Annotated in this window: 15 protein-coding genes and 10 tRNA genes; 14 read left to right on the forward strand and 11 right to left on the reverse strand. The window is 39.0% G+C overall.

The features are described 5' to 3' along the window. The first annotated feature begins 1 nt into the window (after position 1). Complete coding sequence (gene speB / locus H5117_RS02155; RefSeq protein ID WP_024597470.1) at positions 2–925, forward strand: agmatinase; 924 nt, start codon at positions 2–4, stop codon at positions 923–925. Positions 926–979: 54 nt separating this feature from the next. Here speB and H5117_RS02160 read toward each other — a convergent pair whose 3' ends face one another. From H5117_RS02160 to H5117_RS02170, 3 genes are all read right to left on the reverse strand, one after another. After that, positions 980–1,345, reverse strand: a complete 366-nt coding sequence (locus tag H5117_RS02160) for a DoxX-like family protein (RefSeq protein ID WP_029752867.1) — start codon at positions 1,343–1,345, stop codon at positions 980–982. Between the two features lie 181 nt (positions 1,346–1,526). Further along, entirely contained in the window at positions 1,527–2,549 is a 1,023-nt protein-coding gene (locus tag H5117_RS02165; protein WP_182736044.1) for a M48 family metallopeptidase, read from the reverse strand. A gap of 9 nt (positions 2,550–2,558) precedes the next feature. After that, on the reverse strand, positions 2,559–3,668 hold the full coding sequence (locus tag H5117_RS02170; RefSeq protein ID WP_182715640.1) for a YjgN family protein: 1,110 nt from the start codon (positions 3,666–3,668) through the stop codon (positions 2,559–2,561). A 392-nt stretch (positions 3,669–4,060) separates the two neighbouring features. Between H5117_RS02170 and H5117_RS02175 the strand changes: the two genes are divergently transcribed. The 10 genes from H5117_RS02175 (at position 4,061) to msrB (ending at position 16,118) form a co-directional block, all read left to right on the forward strand. Beyond that, entirely contained in the window at positions 4,061–4,264 is a 204-nt protein-coding gene (locus H5117_RS02175) for a DUF1656 domain-containing protein (RefSeq protein ID WP_002958577.1), read from the forward strand. Between the two features lie 168 nt (positions 4,265–4,432). Next, positions 4,433–5,293, forward strand: a complete 861-nt coding sequence (locus H5117_RS02180; RefSeq protein ID WP_138489375.1) for an HlyD family secretion protein — start codon at positions 4,433–4,435, stop codon at positions 5,291–5,293. 10 nt (positions 5,294–5,303) lie between these two features. Further along, entirely contained in the window at positions 5,304–7,340 is a 2,037-nt protein-coding gene (locus H5117_RS02185; protein ID WP_182692630.1) for an FUSC family protein, read from the forward strand. A 76-nt stretch (positions 7,341–7,416) separates the two neighbouring features. After that, positions 7,417–8,148 carry an RNA methyltransferase gene (locus H5117_RS02190; RefSeq protein ID WP_024605436.1) on the forward strand — a complete coding sequence of 244 codons (732 nt, stop codon included), beginning with the start codon at positions 7,417–7,419 and terminating at the stop codon, positions 8,146–8,148. 67 nt (positions 8,149–8,215) lie between these two features. Next, complete coding sequence (locus H5117_RS02195) at positions 8,216–11,617, forward strand: chromosome segregation SMC family protein (RefSeq protein WP_182736045.1); 3,402 nt, start codon at positions 8,216–8,218, stop codon at positions 11,615–11,617. A gap of 74 nt (positions 11,618–11,691) precedes the next feature. Then, a complete protein-coding gene (zipA, locus tag H5117_RS02200; protein WP_149594589.1) occupies positions 11,692–12,459 on the forward strand; it encodes a cell division protein ZipA in 768 nt (255 codons plus the stop codon). 80 nt (positions 12,460–12,539) lie between these two features. Then, complete coding sequence (gene ligA / locus H5117_RS02205; RefSeq protein ID WP_182736046.1) at positions 12,540–14,558, forward strand: NAD-dependent DNA ligase LigA; 2,019 nt, start codon at positions 12,540–12,542, stop codon at positions 14,556–14,558. Between the two features lie 10 nt (positions 14,559–14,568). Further along, positions 14,569–15,087 carry a DUF2919 domain-containing protein gene (locus H5117_RS02210; protein ID WP_024605439.1) on the forward strand — a complete coding sequence of 173 codons (519 nt, stop codon included), beginning with the start codon at positions 14,569–14,571 and terminating at the stop codon, positions 15,085–15,087. Positions 15,088–15,089: 2 nt separating this feature from the next. Then, positions 15,090–15,530, forward strand: a complete 441-nt coding sequence (locus tag H5117_RS02215; protein WP_182736047.1) for a hypothetical protein — start codon at positions 15,090–15,092, stop codon at positions 15,528–15,530. 147 nt (positions 15,531–15,677) lie between these two features. Next, entirely contained in the window at positions 15,678–16,118 is a 441-nt protein-coding gene (gene msrB, locus H5117_RS02220) for a peptide-methionine (R)-S-oxide reductase MsrB (RefSeq protein WP_024605441.1), read from the forward strand. A 4-nt stretch (positions 16,119–16,122) separates the two neighbouring features. Here msrB and H5117_RS02225 read toward each other — a convergent pair whose 3' ends face one another. The 8 genes from H5117_RS02225 to H5117_RS02260 all read right to left on the reverse strand — a co-directional run bounded on the left by H5117_RS02225 (position 16,123) and on the right by H5117_RS02260 (position 19,301). Continuing rightward, a complete protein-coding gene (locus H5117_RS02225) occupies positions 16,123–17,769 on the reverse strand; it encodes a tetratricopeptide repeat-containing response regulator (protein ID WP_033020645.1) in 1,647 nt (548 codons plus the stop codon). Positions 17,770–18,275: 506 nt separating this feature from the next. Next, positions 18,276–18,351: transfer RNA gene (locus tag H5117_RS02230), tRNA-Val, on the reverse strand. A 61-nt stretch (positions 18,352–18,412) separates the two neighbouring features. Further along, positions 18,413–18,488, reverse strand: a tRNA-Val gene (locus H5117_RS02235). 32 nt (positions 18,489–18,520) lie between these two features. Then, positions 18,521–18,596, reverse strand: a tRNA-Val gene (locus H5117_RS02240). Positions 18,597–18,644: 48 nt separating this feature from the next. After that, positions 18,645–18,720, reverse strand: a tRNA-Val gene (locus H5117_RS02245). Positions 18,721–18,871: 151 nt separating this feature from the next. Next, positions 18,872–18,947, reverse strand: a tRNA-Val gene (locus tag H5117_RS02250). Between the two features lie 50 nt (positions 18,948–18,997). Next, positions 18,998–19,073 (reverse strand) — tRNA-Val (locus H5117_RS02255). A gap of 152 nt (positions 19,074–19,225) precedes the next feature. Continuing rightward, a tRNA-Val gene (locus H5117_RS02260) sits at positions 19,226–19,301 on the reverse strand. Positions 19,302–20,427: 1,126 nt separating this feature from the next. Between H5117_RS02260 and H5117_RS02265 the strand changes: the two genes are divergently transcribed. The 3 genes from H5117_RS02265 (at position 20,428) to H5117_RS02275 (ending at position 20,836) form a co-directional block, all read left to right on the forward strand. Then, positions 20,428–20,503: transfer RNA gene (locus tag H5117_RS02265), tRNA-Ala, on the forward strand. Positions 20,504–20,540: 37 nt separating this feature from the next. After that, positions 20,541–20,616, forward strand: a tRNA-Glu gene (locus tag H5117_RS02270). Positions 20,617–20,760: 144 nt separating this feature from the next. Then, positions 20,761–20,836: transfer RNA gene (locus tag H5117_RS02275), tRNA-Glu, on the forward strand. Positions 20,837–20,997 lie beyond the last annotated feature (161 nt).

Below are 20,997 nucleotides of genomic sequence, written 5' to 3' on the forward strand. Positions count from 1 at the left end.
AATGTCAACTTTGTTTGGTCACGCAGATCACTCATTGTACTCAAATGGGATGACGTTTTTACGCCGTCCTATGGTGCAAAACATTAATGCAATTGATGCAGACGTAGTGGTTTTAGGCTTACCATTTGATTTAGCGACCTCGGGCCGCCCTGGTGCGCGCTTAGGCCCTGATGCAATTCGTCGTGCATCGGTTCATTTAGCATGGGAAGACACTAAATACCCGTGGACTTTCCCGCTGTTTGAGCGCTTAAAAGTGGCAGACGCAGGGGACTTTACTTACCCTGTTGGCGATCCTGAGTATTTTACTGCGCAACTAGAAATGGCTGCTGATCAAATACTTCGCCAAGGTAAAACACTATTAGGTTTAGGGGGCGATCACTTTGTAACGCTCCCGCTATTACGTGCTCATGCAAAAATACATGGCAAAATGGCGTTAGTGCATTTTGATGCGCACACCGATACCTATAGCAATGGCTCGCGTTTTGATCACGGCACTATGTTTTATCATGCACCAATGGAAGGGCTGATTGATGTTGAGCACAGTATACAAATAGGTATCCGTACCGACTTTGATCAAAGTAAACATGAGTTTGCTGTGATTGATGCAATGCAAGCCAACGATTTACATGCTAATGATATTGCAGCGCAAATACTTGAGCGAGTAGGTGACCTACCTGTTTACTTAACGTTTGATATAGATTGTTTAGACCCTGCGTTTGCGCCTGGTACAGGCACTCCTGTGTGTGGTGGTTTAACGTCAGATAAAGTACTTAAAGTACTGCGTGCGCTAAAAGGCATAAACATGGTGGGTATGGATGTGGTAGAAGTATCACCTTCGTACGACCAAAGTGAGCTTACCGCAATTGCTGCAGCAACCATTGCGAGCGAATTACTGCATTTGTGGACGCATAAAAATAAGTACTAATTTTATAAATTTTGTACTACAAAAAAGGGTATGCATTTGCTTACCCTTTTTTATTTAGAGGTATCGATTATTCAACTGCTCAATTTCTTTTAACCAAATAACGCTTAGCCCAATAAGCGGCAGGTTAGTAGTTACAGGGTTAAATGCTTCAATAAGCAATTGTGGCTGCATTACAACTACAGCAAGTAAAAGCCCCATAAGCGCCAATATATTTAAAGCTACCAAATGCTTATGTTTATAAAACACAAATAAACACAAGCCAAATATAATTTCGCCAACACCCGCCGAACGTGTAATTAAATCAGACACTTCGGCTGAAAAACCAGCACTGCCAGTCATTAATTTTTCAAGTGGTGCTACGTGATAAAGCTTTGGGAAAAAGCCGTGAATGATACTAACCCAAATAACTATTTGAACAATTTAACGATCTAAATCAATTACTAACGTCGTTAAAAAACTTTTATTTAGAACCACTAAACACAAAGTTTTTTGCCTAGTTACTAAATGATTTATTTAACGTTAAAATAGCCCCCATAGTTAATTGAATTAGTATATCCAACTTAAACTCACTATGTAGCGAGCAAGTTGAATATAACCGCGATTATTTCCTAGCATTGTCAATACGCTCTTGTGCACTTGGGTGGCTAGATAAGTACTCTAATAAGTTATTTACTTTTTCGAGGTGCTCGTTTTCGCTGGTATGGCTTTCTTGCAGCGCTTCTATTGCATCAGCAAAATCATTACTCGAATACCCAAGTGACTCTAATTGAGTGAGTGCAAAGCTATCTGCCTCGCGTTCCATATCTCGTGAAAACCCTTGCTGAGCAAACGATGCACCCGTACCTAATGCAACCTCTGCAACTCCCTCTAAATCACCAAATACAACTGCTAGTACAATCGTACTTGCGGCAGATTGTGCTGTAATACGTACGCTATGCTGGTGGACTACATGGCCCATTTCGTGTAGCAATACCGCTTTTAGTGCATTGGGTTTATCGGCAAGTAAATTTGCTAAATCATCGGTTACCACGATACGGCCATGGGGTAGTGCAAACGCGTTAGCACCAAAGCTGTCTGATTTATAAAACGATAACCTATAAACCGATTGATCAAGCGATAACGCATTAAGCATACTTGTAAAATGTGCTTGTACTTTAGTTTGCTGCTCTGCGGGCAGCTCACTTGGGTCAAGCGCAATCTTTTTAATTAGTGTAAAACTTTGCTCCCCCATCTGTTCCACAACATTACGTGGCAGGGTATCAACACTATAAACAGCAATGGCCGGTACCGCTTTATAAAGTACTAACCACATAAAAAGTGGTGTAAATATGACTGCGGCTAAAATTACCCATTTACTTTTTTCAAGGCGCTCCATTATGTGATGGTTATTTTCTTTAAATGGCCATCTGTAACTTACATCTTGAGGGATAAAACGACTGCCATCTTCAAAGTTTAATTCGTCGGCAAGTCCTGCCATCCCTGAACTTAATGTTAGACTTGAGATTACGTGGCAAGCGATAACGTGTTCATCGTTGATAACCTCAATGTGTGTGTCGCTAATAGTGGCAACACACACTTGATAGTTACTCGATGCGATGGGGAAAAAATGTCCCTTTACATGCATGGTGAGCTCTTAAGTTAGAGAAAGGTCAATATCAAATACGTTTGCAGCTTCTTCAGCAAATGATGATTGCTGTTCTTGCGCGGTATCGATTAGGTTTAATGCACCAGGATAAATAGTGACGTTAGTTACATCAGCGAGCATTTTTGATGTACGTACTTTTGTCCATGGGTATGCAAGCCCTAAAGAAAATACAATAGCCAACATATTAGTTAATAGTAAAACAGCGAAAGGAATTGGTTTTAGCTCTGATTTAAATGTAGCAACGCCTTCAAAATGGCTGTTATCAAAAATGTGATTTCTAATAGCGGCGTGCCATACAGCAGAAACAATGGCAATCATTAGCACATAGGCAATCATCATAAAGATAGGAAGCATAACCATCGCTGCAGAGTTTTCTAAATTTTGTTGGTTTTCAATATCTACTAAGTTGAGGCCAAATAATCCTAAAATCCCCATAAATACCACCATGGTGATAGAGCTCACTACAAAGCAAATAAGCGCTGTTAGGTAATAGGTTTCGCCTTTAAGATTTACAGTAAGTGGTTTATCGCCATAACTAATATTGCTATGGATATAACTATCAATACGTTTTATAACGTAAGGCATTAATAAATAAAGCGTAAATATGCTTGCAATAGGTAAAAGTATAAAGTTAACAAAGGCTTCGCCATAACTGCCTTTAAAAGCAAAGCGAACATTACGATGGCGGGTCATACGCAGATTAAAACGTAAGCCTTGGTTAATAATCCATGGCATTAAAAAGATAAAACCAAGAGCAATAAATAGGCCTAAAATAGGCATAAAGCTAATTGAGAATGTGTAAATAAAAAATACAACAACCGCTAAAATCCGACCTTTTAAAATTTGTATTGGTGTTGCTAGGTAGTCAAAACTATGGCCATCTATACGGGTGTGGCCGTAAAAATAGCGATGCGTACGTACTTTAGCCCACGCCGAATATATGCCAAGCGTAATAACGCTAAGTAATATATTTACAATCCAAATTCCAAAAAACTCACCACCTTTACCACTAAATTGCACTTTTCCGCTAAAAATTGGTTCAGCAGGTTCATTTATTGGTGGGGTTGTTTTAGATGGGGTAGGGTGTATTGATTCCATTAAATTATATCCATGTTGTTTTTTTGTTAATTTACCCATTTTTAGTGCAAAATTCAATGTTTATAATTATCCAACCCTTCTGCAAACAGCTATAAATAGGCGTTTTAAATATTGAGTTAAATACTCTAATACTTTTTTATAAATAAACCTCGCTGGTTTATTTATTTGGCTGGTAACTGGGGTCTTTAGCTTATTAATATGCGATTTAGCTACTATACATACTTAGTGCTGCTTAAATGTAATGGCATTAATTATGTATTAAGCACACCTGCGTACAATTAAGCTAATTGATTTATATGCCAAAATAATAGATTGTAAGAGTAGTGCGGATGTAAATTTATTTAGGTTTTACAGCTTTTATCACCGCTTTAAATAACATTAGGATATTTATTATGTTCCAAGCAGTCGTGTTAGGGGGATTAGAGTTTAGCCCGCTGATTGTTTACTTCCCAATAGCATTTATTTTAACGGCGTTGACTCGTTTTGTTTTGCATCGACTAGATTGGCATGACCGTATTTGGAAAGTGGCTTGGTTTGAAGTGTCATTATTTGTTTGTTACTTGGCACTCGCCGTCTATTTATACCAATCTGTTTAATTAATTGAGCTATTTTGAGGCAAGAAAACCGTGTCGATAACAAGGCAAAAATTTCGTTATTTAGTTGTTCTATATCAGAAATTTTTAACACAGTTAGCGTCAGGTTTAAGCCCTCAAATTACTCAAGTATTATTGCGGGTTGGTATTACTAAGTGGAAGATAAATTGAATGATTAAATATCTGCGTATTACTTTTACTATCTTGGTTGTTATAGCTGCGGTTTTTGCTGGGCGTTGGGTATGGACTGACTACATGCATACTCCTTGGACGCGTGATGGGCGTATTCGAGCCGATATTGTCACGGTTGCTCCAGACGTGTCGGGTTGGGTAACTGCTTTAAATATTAAAGATGGTCAAAACGTACAAAAAGGCGAAGTACTTTTTAATGTTGATAAAAAGCGTTATCAAGCAGCGCTTGATAAAAGTAAAGCAAACACAGAAAACGCATTGTATACATGGGAACTTGCTAAACATAAATACGAAAGACGTGTTGAGCTAAACACTCAACAGGCAATAAGTGAAGAAACTTTAGAATCAACACGTATCAATACTAAAATTGCTGAGGCAAATTATAACCTAGCCAAGACAGAGCAAACAATTGCGCAGTTAAATGTTGATAGAACTAAAATTGTTGCGCCTGCATCAGGGCAAATAATTAATTTGAATTTACGCCAAGGCAACTATGTAGCTCAAGGCACGCCTGTCTTTGCTATTGTTCAGTCAGATTCATTTTATGTAACGGGTTACTTTGAAGAGAGTAAAATACCGCTTATTTATCCTGATCAAAAAGCTAAAATAGCCCTTTTAAGTGGTGGTAAGCAATTAACAGGGCATGTAGTGAGTGTAGGTAAAGCCATTGCAAATACGAATACACAAAGTAACGGACAACTTTTACCGCAAGTGCAACAAACATTTAATTGGGTACGTTTATCGCAACGTATTCCTGTTGATATTAAGTTAGATTCATTGCCCGAAAATACACAGCTTAGCGCAGGAATGACCGCCACTATACATCTCGCTACGCGCTAAGGGGAATACAGTGGGCGTAGTATTCCAAAATTTGTTTTTTCCTAAAAAACAGGCAATTATTTTTGCGACTAAGGGTGTTATAGCCATGGTGATGGCGCTGACTATTGCTATGTCGCTTAATCTTGAAAGGCCTTATTGGGCGCTAGTCTCGGCTATATTTTTGCAATTACGCCCGCAAAGCGGATTAGTTATTGAAAAAGCAATTTGCCAAATAATAGGCACCATAGTGGGTGGTTTATTTGGCATATTGCTTTTAACTCAGCTAATTCTTTACCCTTATTTAGCGCTCGGTGCACTGGCATTATGGTTGGGGGTAAACTCTGCGTTATCGGCAATGGTACGCCAAGCAAACTTTGTTTATGCGTTTGCTATGGCAGGTGTAACAGCCGCTATTATTGTACTTTTAGTCATGGTTACTCCGGCAATGGTGAGCAGCCAAAGTATATTTGATATTGCACAAGCGCGAGTAAGCGAAATAATAATAGGTTCTGTATGTGCTGGGCTTGTGAGTCATCTATTTTGGCCTGTAAAGGTTAAACATTTACTGCAAACACAAGCGCGGTCGGTTATAAATCAAACGTTACATTATTTAGTTATTGAGCTTGATTCTAAGGGCTCGCACGAAAACCGTCATCAGCAAATAGATGGCATTATGGCAACATTGGGATCAATAAACGAAGATTCCAGCGCAGTAAGGTACGAAGGACCAAAAGGTCCAGGACGCTCGCGTGCTGCAAATCAGTTGTCGCAAAAAGTACTTTCTTTATTGGCCTTAATTCAAATAATTGGCCGTCTACAGCGAAACCACGAAGACCTTATTACACCTACTTTAGATAAATTAATAAGTAAACTTAAGCACGTATTTGCGCAAATTAAAGAGTCTGACGATTTTGATTACTGCGCCGAACAAGTTAAAACGCTGCGTAAAGAGCTAACCGACTATAGAGCAAATACGGTGTGTGATTCGCCATTTGAATCTCACATGCTCAATGTGAGCTTAGAAGTAGCAGCCGACTTAACAATTTTACTACGCGCATACAGAGCGTTAGAAGAGCGTGATAAAACATTATTAAATGCACCCAGTATGCTTACATATCGCGACCCATTAGCTGGCATTATTGTTGGATTTAGAACTGCTTTGGTATTTTCTATCGGCGCATTTATTTGGATTAATACAGGCTCTTCTGCTGCATTATTAATTATGATTTTACCGGTCATATTTTCGATAATGTTGGCGAGAATACCGTTAGCTATTTTACAGGTGGTAATAAAGCGTTTATTGGTAGGCGTGGTGGTTGCTGCTATTGTAACTATTTTTTACGCACTCAATTTATTATCACAAAGTGGTGGGCAATTAGAAATATTGCTACTTGTATTAGCAGGACCTTATTTTCTGGGTTTACTGCTGCTAGCTGATCAACAAACATTGCCATATGGCTTGGGGTTTTGTATCCCATTTACGATTTTGGTAAGACCCAGTACCGATATGAGCCTTGCGTTTTCAATCGATTACACACTTAGCTCTGCCATGGCAATTTTTGCGGGGGTGAGTATTTTATTTTGGATTTTTCAGTTATTCACAGGCCCGAGTGTGCAATTACTTGTTCATCGTGTTTTTAAGGCCACTTATAAAGATTTACTCGAAATAAATAACCATCCAACCCCAAGTATTTGGTATAACCGCCGCATGGCCGATAGGTTAATTCGCCTAACTAATTACGATCAAGGTTCACACTCACGCGTAATTACTGATCTTGCACTAACCGCTCTAAATTTAGGGCATGCGTCGGTTCGATTAAACTCAATTTGTGAAAATTTGGCTGGTAATACAAAGCTAAAGTATTTAAATGAGTGGCAGCGTACATTAGCCGATGCATTTATGTTGGCAACCAAGGGCAAATTTAATAATAAGTTTAAGCAAGCGTCAGATAATCTTTATGGAGAATTGGCTCAGACGGTTGACGATTCAAATCAATTAGAAGCAATAAAAGGCATGTTTATTCGCATTAATCTGACCTTTGAAAGAAGTGCGAGTAAGATAAATTAGCCCCATTCGCTGCTTTTCGAGTTCAGATGTTATAGCGAAATCTGTTATACTTGCTGGATAATTTTATGGGGCTGTTATGATTTCAAAAAACCAACTCAAACTTATTCGCCAACTTGGCCAAAAAAAGTACCGAAAGCAATATAATCAATACCTTGTACAGGGTGAGAAAAACGTACTTGAGTTATTAAACAGCCCATTAAATGTGGTTAATATTTTTGCTACAAACGAATTTATAAATGCGTACCAAGGTAAGTATCAGCACGCTAATTTTATTGAAGCTGATGAAGAAGTCCTCACCAAAGCCAGCACGCTAGTTAGCAATAATGCAGCCATTGCTATTGTTGATATGCCAAAGGCAGCTTTACCACAAGCAAGTGGCTTAATACTCGCACTTGATGGCGTATCAGACCCTGGTAATTTAGGCACAATAATAAGAGTGGCAGACTGGTACGGTATTAAACAAATAGTAACTAGCACCGACAGCGCAGACGCTTACAACCCAAAAACAATTAGCGCCACGATGGGCTCATTTGTAAGGGTATCGGTAAGCCAAATAGATTTACCTGATTACCTACAGTCTTTAAATTTACCTGTTTACGGTGCTTTTTTAGATGGGCAAAGCGTGCATAAAACCCAATTTACGGGCTCAGGCGTTTTACTAATGGGCAGTGAGTCGCATGGAATACGCGAGACATGTGCAAAATTAGTAACTAATAAAATCACCATCCCCGCTTTTGGTGGTGCAGAATCGCTTAATGTTGCAATGGCGACCGGTATTATTTTAGATAATTTTAAACGACAAGCTTAACAATTTAACTGTTAATGAGTTAAATTGTTTGTAATCAATAACAATAATAATCGGTAATAACAATAAGATGCGCTTAAGCACTATTAAATTAGCGGGCTTTAAATCCTTTGTAGAGCCCACTAAAATTCCATTTCCTGATCAAATGACGTGTGTTGTTGGCCCCAATGGCTGTGGCAAATCTAACGTTATTGATGCAGTACGATGGGTGCTAGGTGAAAGCTCTGCTAAAAACCTGCGTGGCGACGCCATGACCGACGTTATTTTTAATGGCTCAACTAATCGAAAAGCCATATCACAAGCCTCTGTAGAACTTGTTTTTGATAACGATAAAGGAAGTCCTTCAAACACATTTGCCGATCGAAACCAAATTGCTATTAAGCGTTTAGTAACGCGCGACGGACAGTCACTGTATTTTTTAAATGGCAGTAAATGCCGTAAGCGTGATATTACCGATATATTTTTAGGCACCGGTCTTGGTCCACGTAGTTACGCAATTATTGAGCAAGGGATGATCTCGCGCTTAATAGAAAGTAAACCACAAGAGCTGCGCGTATTTTTAGAAGAAGCCGCTGGCGTTTCTAAATACAAAGAGCGCCGCCGTGAAACACAAACTCGTATAAAGAGCACTCGCGAAAATCTTGAACGTTTGTTAGATGTGCGTAAAGAGTTGCAAAGTCAGCTCGATAAATTGGCTGTGCAGTCGGTTGATGCAAAAAAATACCGCGAATTAAAAGTACAAGAACGTACGCTAAAAGGCCAAATTGCCGTTTTAAAATGGCAAAAGTTACATCAGCAGCAACTTGAAAAAAGTGCCCAAATTAAAAAACTTAATGATCAAATTTTGTTTTTTAAAACCGCTAACTCAGGGCATGACGATGTACTTGCAAGCCTAGAGGGGCAAGTACAAGCCCAGCAAGATAAACTAAGCGATGCACAGCATCAGCAACATGTAATACACACCGAGCTTACTCGCGCTGAGCAACAACAAATCAATGTAAAGCAGCAAACCCAAACGCTTAAACAAAGTTTAATTAAATTACAGCAACGCCAAATTCAAAGTGCTGAGGTAAAATCGCAGCAGCAAATTGTGTGCGAGCAACTTAATGAAGCCCTGCAAGAGGCAAATGAAAACGCCTTAATATGTGAAGAGCAAGTTAGTGGGTTAACGCATGAACTTGAGGAATTATTAGCACTTAAGCAGCGCCACCATACTCATTGGCAAGCTTTGTGTGAGCAACAGCAACAGCTTAATAATAACGTGCAACTACATAGTAGTCACATTAAACAAACTCAGCAGCAAATAAGCCACGTTAACGAGCAAATTGATCAGTTAACTGTTCAGCTTAGTGAGCTACAAAGTAGTGATGTAGAGCAGCAGTTAATACAGCAAACACAGCAAACACAAACCTTAACTCAAGAACTTGCCGCTAAACAAACAGCACATACGAAGTGCACTGCTAAGCTTGAAGTGCAAAATGAGCTTGTTAATAACTCACAAAAACAATATTCGACGCTCACTCAAACAATAAACGAGTTAAAAGCCAGTATAACGGGGCTTAAAAGTACATTAGGGCTTGATGAGAAAAGTGAACGTACTAATGGTTTGTTTAATCAGCTAGGTGTTAAAGAAGGCTTTGAGCTTCTAATAGAGCAAGCACTTAAATCTTTAGAGCATTTAAATGTAAGTGAGCAGCAAGCTGATAACAGTGTGTGGCCAAATAGTGATAAAAGCATGCCAACAAATAGCTTAGCTACATATATAACAAGCGGTGTTTATCCAGAGCATTTAGCACGTATTGCTTATAGTGAAAGCGGTGATTTAGAAATACTAAAAGATAGTTTTTATACAGCCATTATGGATAAAAACGGTGCTTTATATGGTCGTAACTGGCATGTAAGTGCCGAATGTAATGCAGAAAACTCATTACTGTTAAAGCATAAGCAATTGCAAGATAAAGCGCAGCAATTAAATAATACCGAGGACGAGTTACAACAAGTAACACACACGCGTGACGTACATACAGCTGAGCAAATAAAGTTAGTTAACGAGCAAAGCGAGCTAAAAGAAGCCATACATGAGCTTGCGCAAAATATAGCGGTAGCCAGTACGCGCAGCGATATGCTCAAACAGCAAGTAGCACAATTTAAGTTACAACTAGAAAAGCTACAGCAACAAAAACAGCAATTCACCACTGCGCTTTTACAATTAAATACCGTGCTTGATGAGCAAGTAGCGCAATTTGAAGTGTTAAATGAGCAGCAACTTAACTTAGCGGATGAAATAGACGCTGCAAATAGCTTGCGCTCACAAAGTAATAAAAGTTATAGCGAAGCATTAAGCATGCTTGAGCAATATAAAACACAAGCACATAAGGCAACGCTCTCAGAGCAAAAGGCACGCAGTGAATGGCAGTTAAGCCAAACCAAATTGAGCCATGCAGAGCAAGAGCACGTTAGTGCATCAGAAGGTGCGCAAGAACTACTTAGTGAAATAGAAGAGCTGCTAATACCAGAGCAAGAACTTAGCGATAAAATTACGCAGCTCTTAGCACAGCATCAAAAAGGTGAGCAGGCATTAGTATTGCTACAAAAAGAATTAGCTCAGGCGAAAGAGAGCTTAAACACTAAGCAAATAAGCCTTAAAAATTCACAAGGTGAGCTGGTGGGCTTGCAAGAGCAGCACCAAAAGCTAACAATTGAAGAACAAAGTTTAGTAATAAAAGCGCAAGTTGCGCTTGAGCCATTAGAAGAATTAAAACAAAGCTTAAAAGCAATACTTGATGAATTACCAGATTCATTAAATTTAAGTGCAGCACAAAATCAGTTAACAGGATTTACTAATCAGTTAGATAAATTAGGTGCAGTAAACTTGGCGGCAATAGAAGAGTTTGATTTAGCCAAAGCACGTAGTGATTATCTTGATAATCAATTAGATGATTTAACAAAAGCGTTAAGCACCCTTGAAGGTGCAATTCGTAAAATTGATAGTGAGACCAAAACACGCTTTAAAGCGACGTTCGATCAAGTTAACGAAGACTTTGCTGAGCTATTTCCTAAAGTTTTTGGTGGTGGTAGTGCGTATTTAGAATTAACCAGTGACGATTTACTCGAAAGTGGTGTTAGTATAATGGCACGACCACCGGGTAAGAAAAATTCAACAATTCATTTGTTAAGTGGTGGAGAAAAAGCGCTGACCGCATTATCATTAGTGTTTTCTATATTCAGGCTCAATCCAGCTCCTTTCTGTATGCTGGACGAAGTAGATGCACCACTAGATGATGCCAACGTTTTGCGTTTTTGCCGTTTGGTTGAAGAAATGTCACAATCAGTGCAGTTTATTTATATTAGTCATAATAAAATTGCGATGGAAATGGCAGGTAGATTAACAGGTGTTACTATGGCAGAACCTGGCGTATCGCGTATGGTTGCTGTAGATATAGAGCAAGCTGTGCAACTTGCACACGCATAAATTTTTATAACAAGTGTATTAGTTTTTCATTAATATACAGGTTTTAGGCATATCAAATAATAAAAGGTGAGGGGATGGCCGAACAATTAAGATGGGTTTTAATCGTTATCAGTGTAATTGTCATTGGTGGTTTATTAATACATGGATTGTGGTCAGTTAGAAAAAAAGACCGCCCAGAAGTATCGGATAATGAACGGGTTGAGCCATTACAACAAAGCACACCAGCTTCATCTAAACCGTTTCGTACTGAGGCTGAGCCAAAAGAGCCAATGCAAGACGAACGTGATGAGCCACAATTTGGCGAGCTTAACTTTGATGCAAATGAGCCGCAAATTGATACAAGCGTGCCAGAAACACCGATTGAAGATGACTTAGAAATAGTTGATGATCTTGAAACAAAAGATCAAAGTGCTGAAGAAGCGCCTGCTCAAATGTCTGACTTTGTTATTGTGCATATTCAAATGCCAGAAGAGCTTAGCATGCAGGGTAGTAAATTATTGCCAGCAGTTAATACTTTAGGTTTTAAATATTCTGAGGAAGGCTTTTTTAATCGCCACTTAGATCCTGCTGGCCAAGGCCCTGTTTTATTTAGATTAGTAAATATGTACAACCCAGGTACGTTTGATATTGATAATATGGAACAATTTAGTACCGCTGGAGTAAGCTTATTTATGACGTTACCGTGCGACGGCGATGGTCTAGCGGCATTTAATATGTTGCACAGCGCAGCTAAAAAGTTAGCGGATGAATTTGGTGCACAAATTTTAGATGCTGAGCGAAATGAAATGACAGTAGAGCGCATCAGGCAATATGTTGAACAGGTTCGTTCTTTTTCAGCGTAAATAACGCATACATTATATTTTTATAAGCCACTGGACGGTGAATCGTCAAAGTGGCTTTTTTTATGTTTATTGAGGTTTAAATGTCTAGCAGCATTAGTGAGCAAATTAATCATCTTCGTACTACATTAGAGCAACACAACTATAACTATTATGTGCTCGACACCCCCAGTATTCCTGATTCTGAATACGATAGGTTATTACGCGAATTAAGCGCACTAGAGATGCAGCACCCTGAATTTTTAACCGCCGACTCTCCGACACAAAAAGTAGGCGGTGCCGCACTGAGTAAATTTGAGCAAGTAGCGCACCAAGTACCCATGTTATCGCTTGATAACGCGTTTAGTGAAGAAGAATTCACTGCGTTTAATCGTCGTATAAAAGAGCGCTTAATGAGTACTGATGAGCTTACTTTTTGTTGTGAGCCAAAACTTGATGGATTAGCCGTATCAATTATTTATCGTGATGGTGTGCTTGTACAAGCGGCTACGCGAGGTGATGGTTTTACCGGTGAAAACATTACTCAAAATGTTAAAACCATTCGTAATGTACCGCTTAAGTTACGTGGTGATTACCCAAAAGAGCTTGAAGTGCGCGGCGAAGTATTTATGGACAGCGCTGGCTTTGATAAATTAAATACTGAAGCGCAAAAACGCGGTGAAAAAGTATTTGTTAACCCGCGTAATGCAGCCGCGGGGAGTTTGCGTCAACTCGATTCTAAAATTACAGCTAAACGCCCACTCATGTTTTATGCCTATAGTACCGGGCTTGTAGCTGATGGCAGTATTCCTGAGGATCACTATCAGCAATTAGAAAAGTTAACTGACTGGGGGTTGCCACTGTGCCCAGAAACAAAATTAGTTGAAGGTCCTAAAGCCGCGCTTGAGTACTACAGCGATATTTTAACGCGCCGTGGCGAGCTTAAATATGAAATTGATGGCGTAGTAATAAAAATAAACCAAAAGGCCTTACAAGAGCGTTTAGGCTTTGTGGCACGAGCTCCCCGCTGGGCTATTGCGTATAAATTTCCGGCGCAAGAGGAAATAACCCAACTACTTGATGTTGATTTTCAAGTCGGTCGTACTGGCGCCATTACACCGGTTGCACGTTTGAAGCCTGTTTTTGTGGGTGGCGTTACCGTATCAAATGCAACGCTTCATAACAGTCATGAAGTTGCACGTTTAGGCGTAAAAGTAGGTGATACAGTTATTATTCGCCGTGCTGGAGATGTAATCCCACAAATAACGCAAGTTGTACTTGAGCGCCGCCCTGATGATGCCAGAGATATCGAATTTCCAGTAACTTGTCCTATTTGTGACTCTCATGTTGAAAAGGTTGAAGGCGAAGCTGTCGCTCGTTGTACGGGTGGGCTTGTATGTCCTGCACAACGCAAACAAGCAATTAAACACTTTGCGTCACGCAAAGCGCTGGATATAGACGGCCTTGGCGATAAAATTGTTGATCAGCTGGTAGACAGAGAGCTTATAAAAACACCCGCTGATTTGTTTGTTTTAAAACAAGGACATTTTGAGTCACTTGAACGAATGGGACCTAAGTCAGCCAAAAATTTAGTAACAGCCCTTGAAGAGGCGAAAGGCACTACGCTTGCTAAGTTTTTATATTCATTAGGTATTCGCGAAGCAGGTGAGGCAACAGCACAAAATTTAGCTAATCACTTCCTTACCCTTGAAAATATAATAAATGCCAGCATTGATAGTTTAACGCAGGTAAGTGATGTAGGCGAAATAGTTGCAACGCATGTTCGTGGCTTTTTTGATGAAGAGCATAATTTAGCAGTTGTTAATGCGCTTATAGAGCAAGGCGTAAACTGGCCAGCGTTGAGTGCGCCTTCTGAGGAAGAGCAACCACTCGCAGGACTTACATATGTACTTACCGGCACGCTTAATACACTTAACCGCAATGATGCTAAAGCTCGCTTGCAGCAATTAGGTGCTAAAGTATCTGGTAGCGTATCAGCGAAAACTGATGCGTTAGTCGCAGGTGAAAAAGCAGGTTCAAAACTAACTAAAGCGCAAGATTTAGGTATCGACATACTCACGGAAGATGAATTAATTGAGCTGCTTAAAAAGCATAATGGCTAGGAAAGCGACAATGAGCCGATATGGGCCAGAATACTGGGATAAGTACGGAAGTTACCGTACACCTATAGCATTTCATTTAAGTTTGCTGGTGCTTTTACGTGGCTATTTTATTTGGGTGATTGCGGCTTTAAGCCGCAGGCCTGAACTGGATTTAATGTCGTTATTTTTTAAAAATAAAAATGATTTTTTTATCGCAATAGCAATTGGAAGTATTGCAATAATACCGACTATTTTATTTTGTTTACGCAGACCACGAGATTCACACAGTGCGAGCGATAAGTTAGCAAAAATATGGCGGCATATGCGCTGGCCCCTTATTGTATGTGCTGTTGTTGATTTAACATGGTTAAGTATTCAAGCCGCGCATAGCCATTATCGATTTTCATCATTTTTAGCAGTACAAATGATGATTGTTTTATGGGTATTGTGGTATTTGGTGAAAAGCCGTTATTTAACCGTTTTTTTTAATGATTGGCCTGAGCCGACAGAAAAAGCATCAGAAGAAAAAAAGCGACTTAAAAGGGATTAGTTGTGGACGCTGTAAATAAAAAAATAGCGATAGCTATAGCGTTAATAGGCTTAGTGCTTGTTATTTTAATGATTAGCACTGAGCTTTTAGAGTCTATGTGGTTTAAAGCGCTATTTGGGTTGTGGGTATTTGTTTTTTGCTCAAGCGTTTATAGGCTAACGCCCTTATTTAAATCAAGAAATAGGCTAGAGGATTTTATTCAGCGAGATGCCCAACATTTACTACTTTTTAGTTTGATGGGATTTTTTGATAAAAAGCATGGTCCAAATTGGTTAGTTATTGAGAGTATTGAACGCATAACAACAAAGGATGATGAGCTAATTATTTACAGTAATAACGAGCGCCAAATGAGTGTTAGTTTACCTGTAAAAAAAGCAGAGCTAGATAGTTTTATTAAACGAATACTTACCGACTCAGAAAAACAAAATATTACCTTTAGCTGAGGAGATTACCTTTAAAATTGAACGAGTTTTAGTTTTAAACGATCAACACTCTTTAGCTGATCTTTAGTGTATTAAATAACGTAATAATTGACCGTACTTCTTATAAATTTATTAAGTACGGTTAATCAACTATTCAATGAGGCTATTATGTTGAAGTGGAATGATGTTATTAACTTTGCCACCAACGGCAATCCTACCCCAAGTAAAAAAGTAGTCAAAACTGACGAGCAGTGGCGGATGCAACTATCAGAAGATGAATATTACGTAACACGTAAGAAAGGAACAGAGCGCCCAGATAGCTCGGGTAGTTGTACATTACTCGAACCTGGCAAGTATGTGTGTATTTGCTGTGATAACCTATTGTTTGATGCCGATGAAAAGTTTGATAGTGGCACTGGTTGGCCGTCATTTACGCAACCTGCGACAATTGAAGCGATTGGTTATGTAAACGATACAAGTCATGGTATGGAGCGCATAGAGGTGGTTTGTAATGTGTGCGATTCGCACTTAGGCCATATTTTTCCAGATGGCCCATTACCAACAGGTTTACGTTATTGCGTTAATGCCGCAGCAATGAAAAAGATCTAATATTTTATTTACTAGCGCTTTGAATATCTAAATTCATTTCTTTTGCTATATGTAAAATCTTATCTAAACGCTGCGTCTGATCTGCTTGTAATTTAGTTTTATCAAGAAGGGCGTAGCATCTTCTAGCAAGATCCATATTAAATGAGCTGCCAGATTGCTTGGTTGAATCAAATAGGCACTGTAATAAATTAAGTGCAATACTCTGATTGCGAGGCATTACTCTAAATGCTTGCGTAAAAGCTTCCAGCGCAGTATTTAACTGCCCTTTATTAAATTGATTAACGGCATGGTTATTAAGCTCTTTTGGACCCATTTTAATATCGCGTCGCTCACTTTGTTGCTGCTGAATATAACGCAAGTAAGTTGTGTCGCTAACTGCAGGGTGTCTTTCACAGTGGCTAATTATTTGTGTGAATAAGGTTTGCGCCTTCTGATGAAACCCCAGTTCATGAAATGCTTTTGCTTTATCAAGTGCTCCATCAACCGATCGGATATGAGTATCGTCGTCATCAAGCTGCTCAATTAGCTTTTTCGCTTTTTGATGCTCGTCTTTTAAGTAATGAAGTCGTGCATTAAGTACATCAATTTGAGCTTGATTTGCATTATTAGGAAACTGTTTTTTTAAATCATTAATGTACTGATTTGTTTGTCTAGAAATTCGTTGAATTTGATCAGTTTGATCAGTCGTTAACGCAAAGTCGATACCGGCACGTGCTGCATTTAAATATACATCGGGGTGGTCGTGTATTGAGTGCTTTGCAAAGGTGGCTATATCTTTTTGAGTTAAATAGCTTTTTTCGTAGTCGTGATTAATTAGCGACACATTACTTAACGATTTTTGGCGTGTGATGTTTCGCGGTGCAATGTCTGCTGCTTGACTTAAAAAGCTTTGTGCTAGTTCAAACTGATTTAGCTTTATTTCTAATCTGCCCAACAAATCAAGGGCTACTAAACGAGTTTCTTGGCGCTCTAACATTGTCTTGAGCATTCGCTGCGCCAAAATATGTTCGTTATTCGCTATAAGTGCCTCTACTAAACCTACTTTTGCCCAAGCAAATTTTTGAATATCGAGAACAGACTTAAAAAAGTCTTTTGCATCTTGAGCACGCTTTAAGCGAAGTAGGGCATCGCCTTTTAAGCGAAGTAGGATAGGACTGTAATTATTATTTTTTTTATCCAGAGCGGTATCAATAAATTTAATAGCTTTTGAATCGTTACCATCATCAATTAATGAATACACTGTTTGTAAGTCGTGTTTACGCTTTAAGATTCGTTCAATGCGTGTTTTAAGCTCTTGTACTGTAAAAGGCTTAACTAAAAAGTCATCTGGCTGCAGCTCAAGAACACTATGAACGAGTGAGCCACTTGTTTCTGCTGAGATAAAAATAAAGCCAGTCGAACTTTTTATGAGCTGCTTTACACGTAGCTCTTCATAAAGCTGGTAGCCATCTTGGTGTTTGTTTAAGTTGAATGAGCAAACTATTAGATCAAATTCTTCACTTAAACACTGCTCTTTTGCAGAGTTTGCATGATCAGCAAAGCGCAACTGCCGAAAGCCAAGCCTTTCTAACGATTGTTTCATATAGCTTTGAGCAAGTGGCTGCTCCTCTACTATAAGTATTTTGGCTTTTGAATAGATCTTAGTTGGCATTGGCTTAAGCGTAATTGTATTTAACACAGACTATAATCAACAGTTTAACTCCTTACAAGGGAATTTAAATGATAGCTGTATTTATTAGGTACTTAACTTTGCCTAATACGTTTATCTAACTACGAAAGTACTGAGCCGAATAACATAATTAAAAACCAAATAAGTAAAATGGAAACGCTATATTTGATGAGTGCTTTGATATGGAAATTTAGATTTTAATAAAAATATGAAATATATTTAAGGTAAAAATAGGAGTTAAACGTATTTAATATGGGAAAAAGTTATTACTAGAGAAATTGTTTAATGGTATTTATATGTGGTGGGTGATTACTTGGCTTGATACCAGTGACCCTCGCCATTATTTGTAAAGGGTGGTGATGCTCTTTTTCTTACGACTAAGTTAATTACATACGATTTTTATATTGAGTTTTTATAAAGTTCTTAAATGTATTTAATATGAAAAGAAAGAGTTATTACTAGAGAAGTTATCTGATGGTATTTATATGTGGTGGGTGATACTGGACTTGAACCAGTGACCCTCGCCTTGTAAGGGCGATGCTCTCCCAACTGAGCTAATCACCCACATATAATAGGTATGCCTGTTATTTAATTCTTTATTATCAATTAACCGCTTGATGTAATTTGGTGGGTGATACTGGACTTGAACCAGTGACCCTCGCCTTGTAAGGGCGATGCTCTCCCAACTGAGCTAATCACCCAAATTACATTTTAATATGCACCATTCTAGGAATGGTGGGTCGTACTGGACTTGAACCAGTGACCCTCGCCTTGTAAGGGCGATGCTCTCCCAACTGAGCTAACGACCCATATTAAATTTTAAAACGCGACTATTGATATAATAATAGGTTTATATGTGGTGGGTGATACTGGACTTGAACCAGTGACCCTCGCCTTGTAAGGGCGATGCTCTCCCAACTGAGCTAATCACCCACATATAAATTAAAACGCTACTATTAAAATAAATAGTACTGGACTTTAACCAGTGAACCTCGCCGTTACTTGTAAATAGCGGTTATGCTCTCTTTTTCTAACTGAGCTAACGACCCATTTAGATTTTTTGTAATATGCACCATTTAAAAAATGGTGGGTCGTACTGGACTTGAACCAGTGACCCTCGCCTTGTAAGGGCGATGCTCTCCCAACTGAGCTAACGACCCATATTACAATTTTAAAACACGACTATTAATATAGTAATAGGTTTTATATGTGGTGGGTGATACTGGACTTGAACCAGTGACCCTCGCCTTGTAAGGGCGATGCTCTCCCAACTGAGCTAATCACCCACATATAATTTAAAACGCTACTATTAAATAAATAGTACTGGACTTTAACCAGTGAACTTTGCCGTTACTTGTTAGTAGCGGTAATGCTCTCTATTTTCTAACTGAGCTTATGACCCATATAGAATTTAGATGTGAACACTTTAACTAAAAAGTGGTGGGTGATACTGGACTTGAACCAGTGACCCTCGCCTTGTAAGGGCGATGCTCTCCCAACTGAGCTAATCACCCACATCTAAACAACATTGCATTGCTGCGTTGTTGTGGGGCGCTATTATAGATAGAGTTGGAAATGTGTCAACACTTGAATGATAAAAATGTGCTGAATGAAGGTTTTATAAACAATAGGATATGGTTGAAGTCTATTTTATCATCAAATTTGATATTGCAGTTCAATTAAGCACCTAAAAGTGAGTAGGGAATTGTATTTTATTAACCTTAAATTTAGTTTTACGATACTCATTGTTTTTTTACTGGAGTCGTTTTTATGATTATGAGCAAGATCGATTAATATTAGGGCGAGTTATTTAGTGAATAGAGTGGTCCTTTAAAAATGAATTTAATCTAAACTTCCCAAAATAAATGCTATTTCAGCATTCTAAACTCTATTTTTGTACTTACTTTATTTTTATAAGCCAACCTAGCCATCTCGTAAATACGTATTCCTCGCTACTAGCTTCGGGTTAAGACTAAATAGATCACATATAACTAGGGCGTGTTGACCTTTGTGGATTCAAATTTGTTCAATCTAGGGACGATTAAATCGTGGCGCGAGGTTTGTAACCTAGTGGGCCAAGTAAAAGCCGAGCAAAGCTTCCGCTTCACCCACCAAAGATCAACGCGCCTTGAAGTTTTATACATAGAATTACGAAGCAACAGTGCTCTTTTAAAAATGCTCTTCAAACAATAATCGAATTTTTTAGTACGAGTTACGCTGGTTATTAAGCAAGTAAAGGCTGCGGGTACTCTCAAACCCACATTTAAGTTTTGGTTATTATAAGCAATTGTAACTTTTAAAAGATTAAGGCGATTGGCGGGGCCTTAATTGGTAGTTTATAGATAAGTTTAATTTGCATATAAATGTATACCTTTGCTTTGATGCAATTTTGTTTCATTAAATGGGGGAGTGGGGGCTATTGAGTATTCGCTGCAATATAGTGATGTTATTATAAGCAGTAGGGCTTGAATCTTATTCAAATTGTATTTTTTAGCACGCTTGATAGCCAGTTTGTTGAAAATTAAACCATTTAAATAAAGCTAGGTAAAAAACTGTTGACTTTATTTTGGGTGGTGCATAGAATGCGCCCCGCACTAAGCGATACACGATGTGTTTATCACGGTGGGTATTGATTAAGTTGGGGCCATAGCTCAGCTGGGAGAGCGCTTCGCTGGCAGTGAAGAGGTCTGCGGTTCGATCCCGCATGGCTCCACCAAAAATTAGTGTTTTGTCCTAGGGTAGCAGTTTTCTGTGTCCCCATCGTCTAGAGGCCTAGGACACCGCCCTTTCACGGCGGTAACAGGGGTTCGAATCCCCTTGGGGACGCCACTTAACTTTTATTAGTTAAAGGCGGTTTTACCGAGAAAATAGCGTCACAATTAAAGCTCGAGTCTTTACTTGTATTAAACGCAATTACCTTAAAGCTCATGATTTGAGTTAAACTTATCAACTGTCCTAGTGACACATTTATGTGTCCCCATCGTCTAGAGGCCTAGGACACCGCCCTTTCACGGCGGTAACAGGGGTTCGAATCCCCTTGGGGACGCCACTTACTTATTTTTTAATAGGGAAGTGAAGTGTTATAAAGAAAGCTCGCCTGAAACGAGTCTAAAAATTCAGTTGTCCTAGTGACACATTTATGTGTCCCCATCGTCTAGAGGCCTAGGACACCGCCCTTTCACGGCGGTAACAGGGGTTCGAATCCCCTTG

Source organism: Pseudoalteromonas sp. SG45-1 (assembly GCF_014164135.1).
GTDB lineage: Bacteria > Pseudomonadota > Gammaproteobacteria > Enterobacterales > Alteromonadaceae > Pseudoalteromonas > Pseudoalteromonas distincta.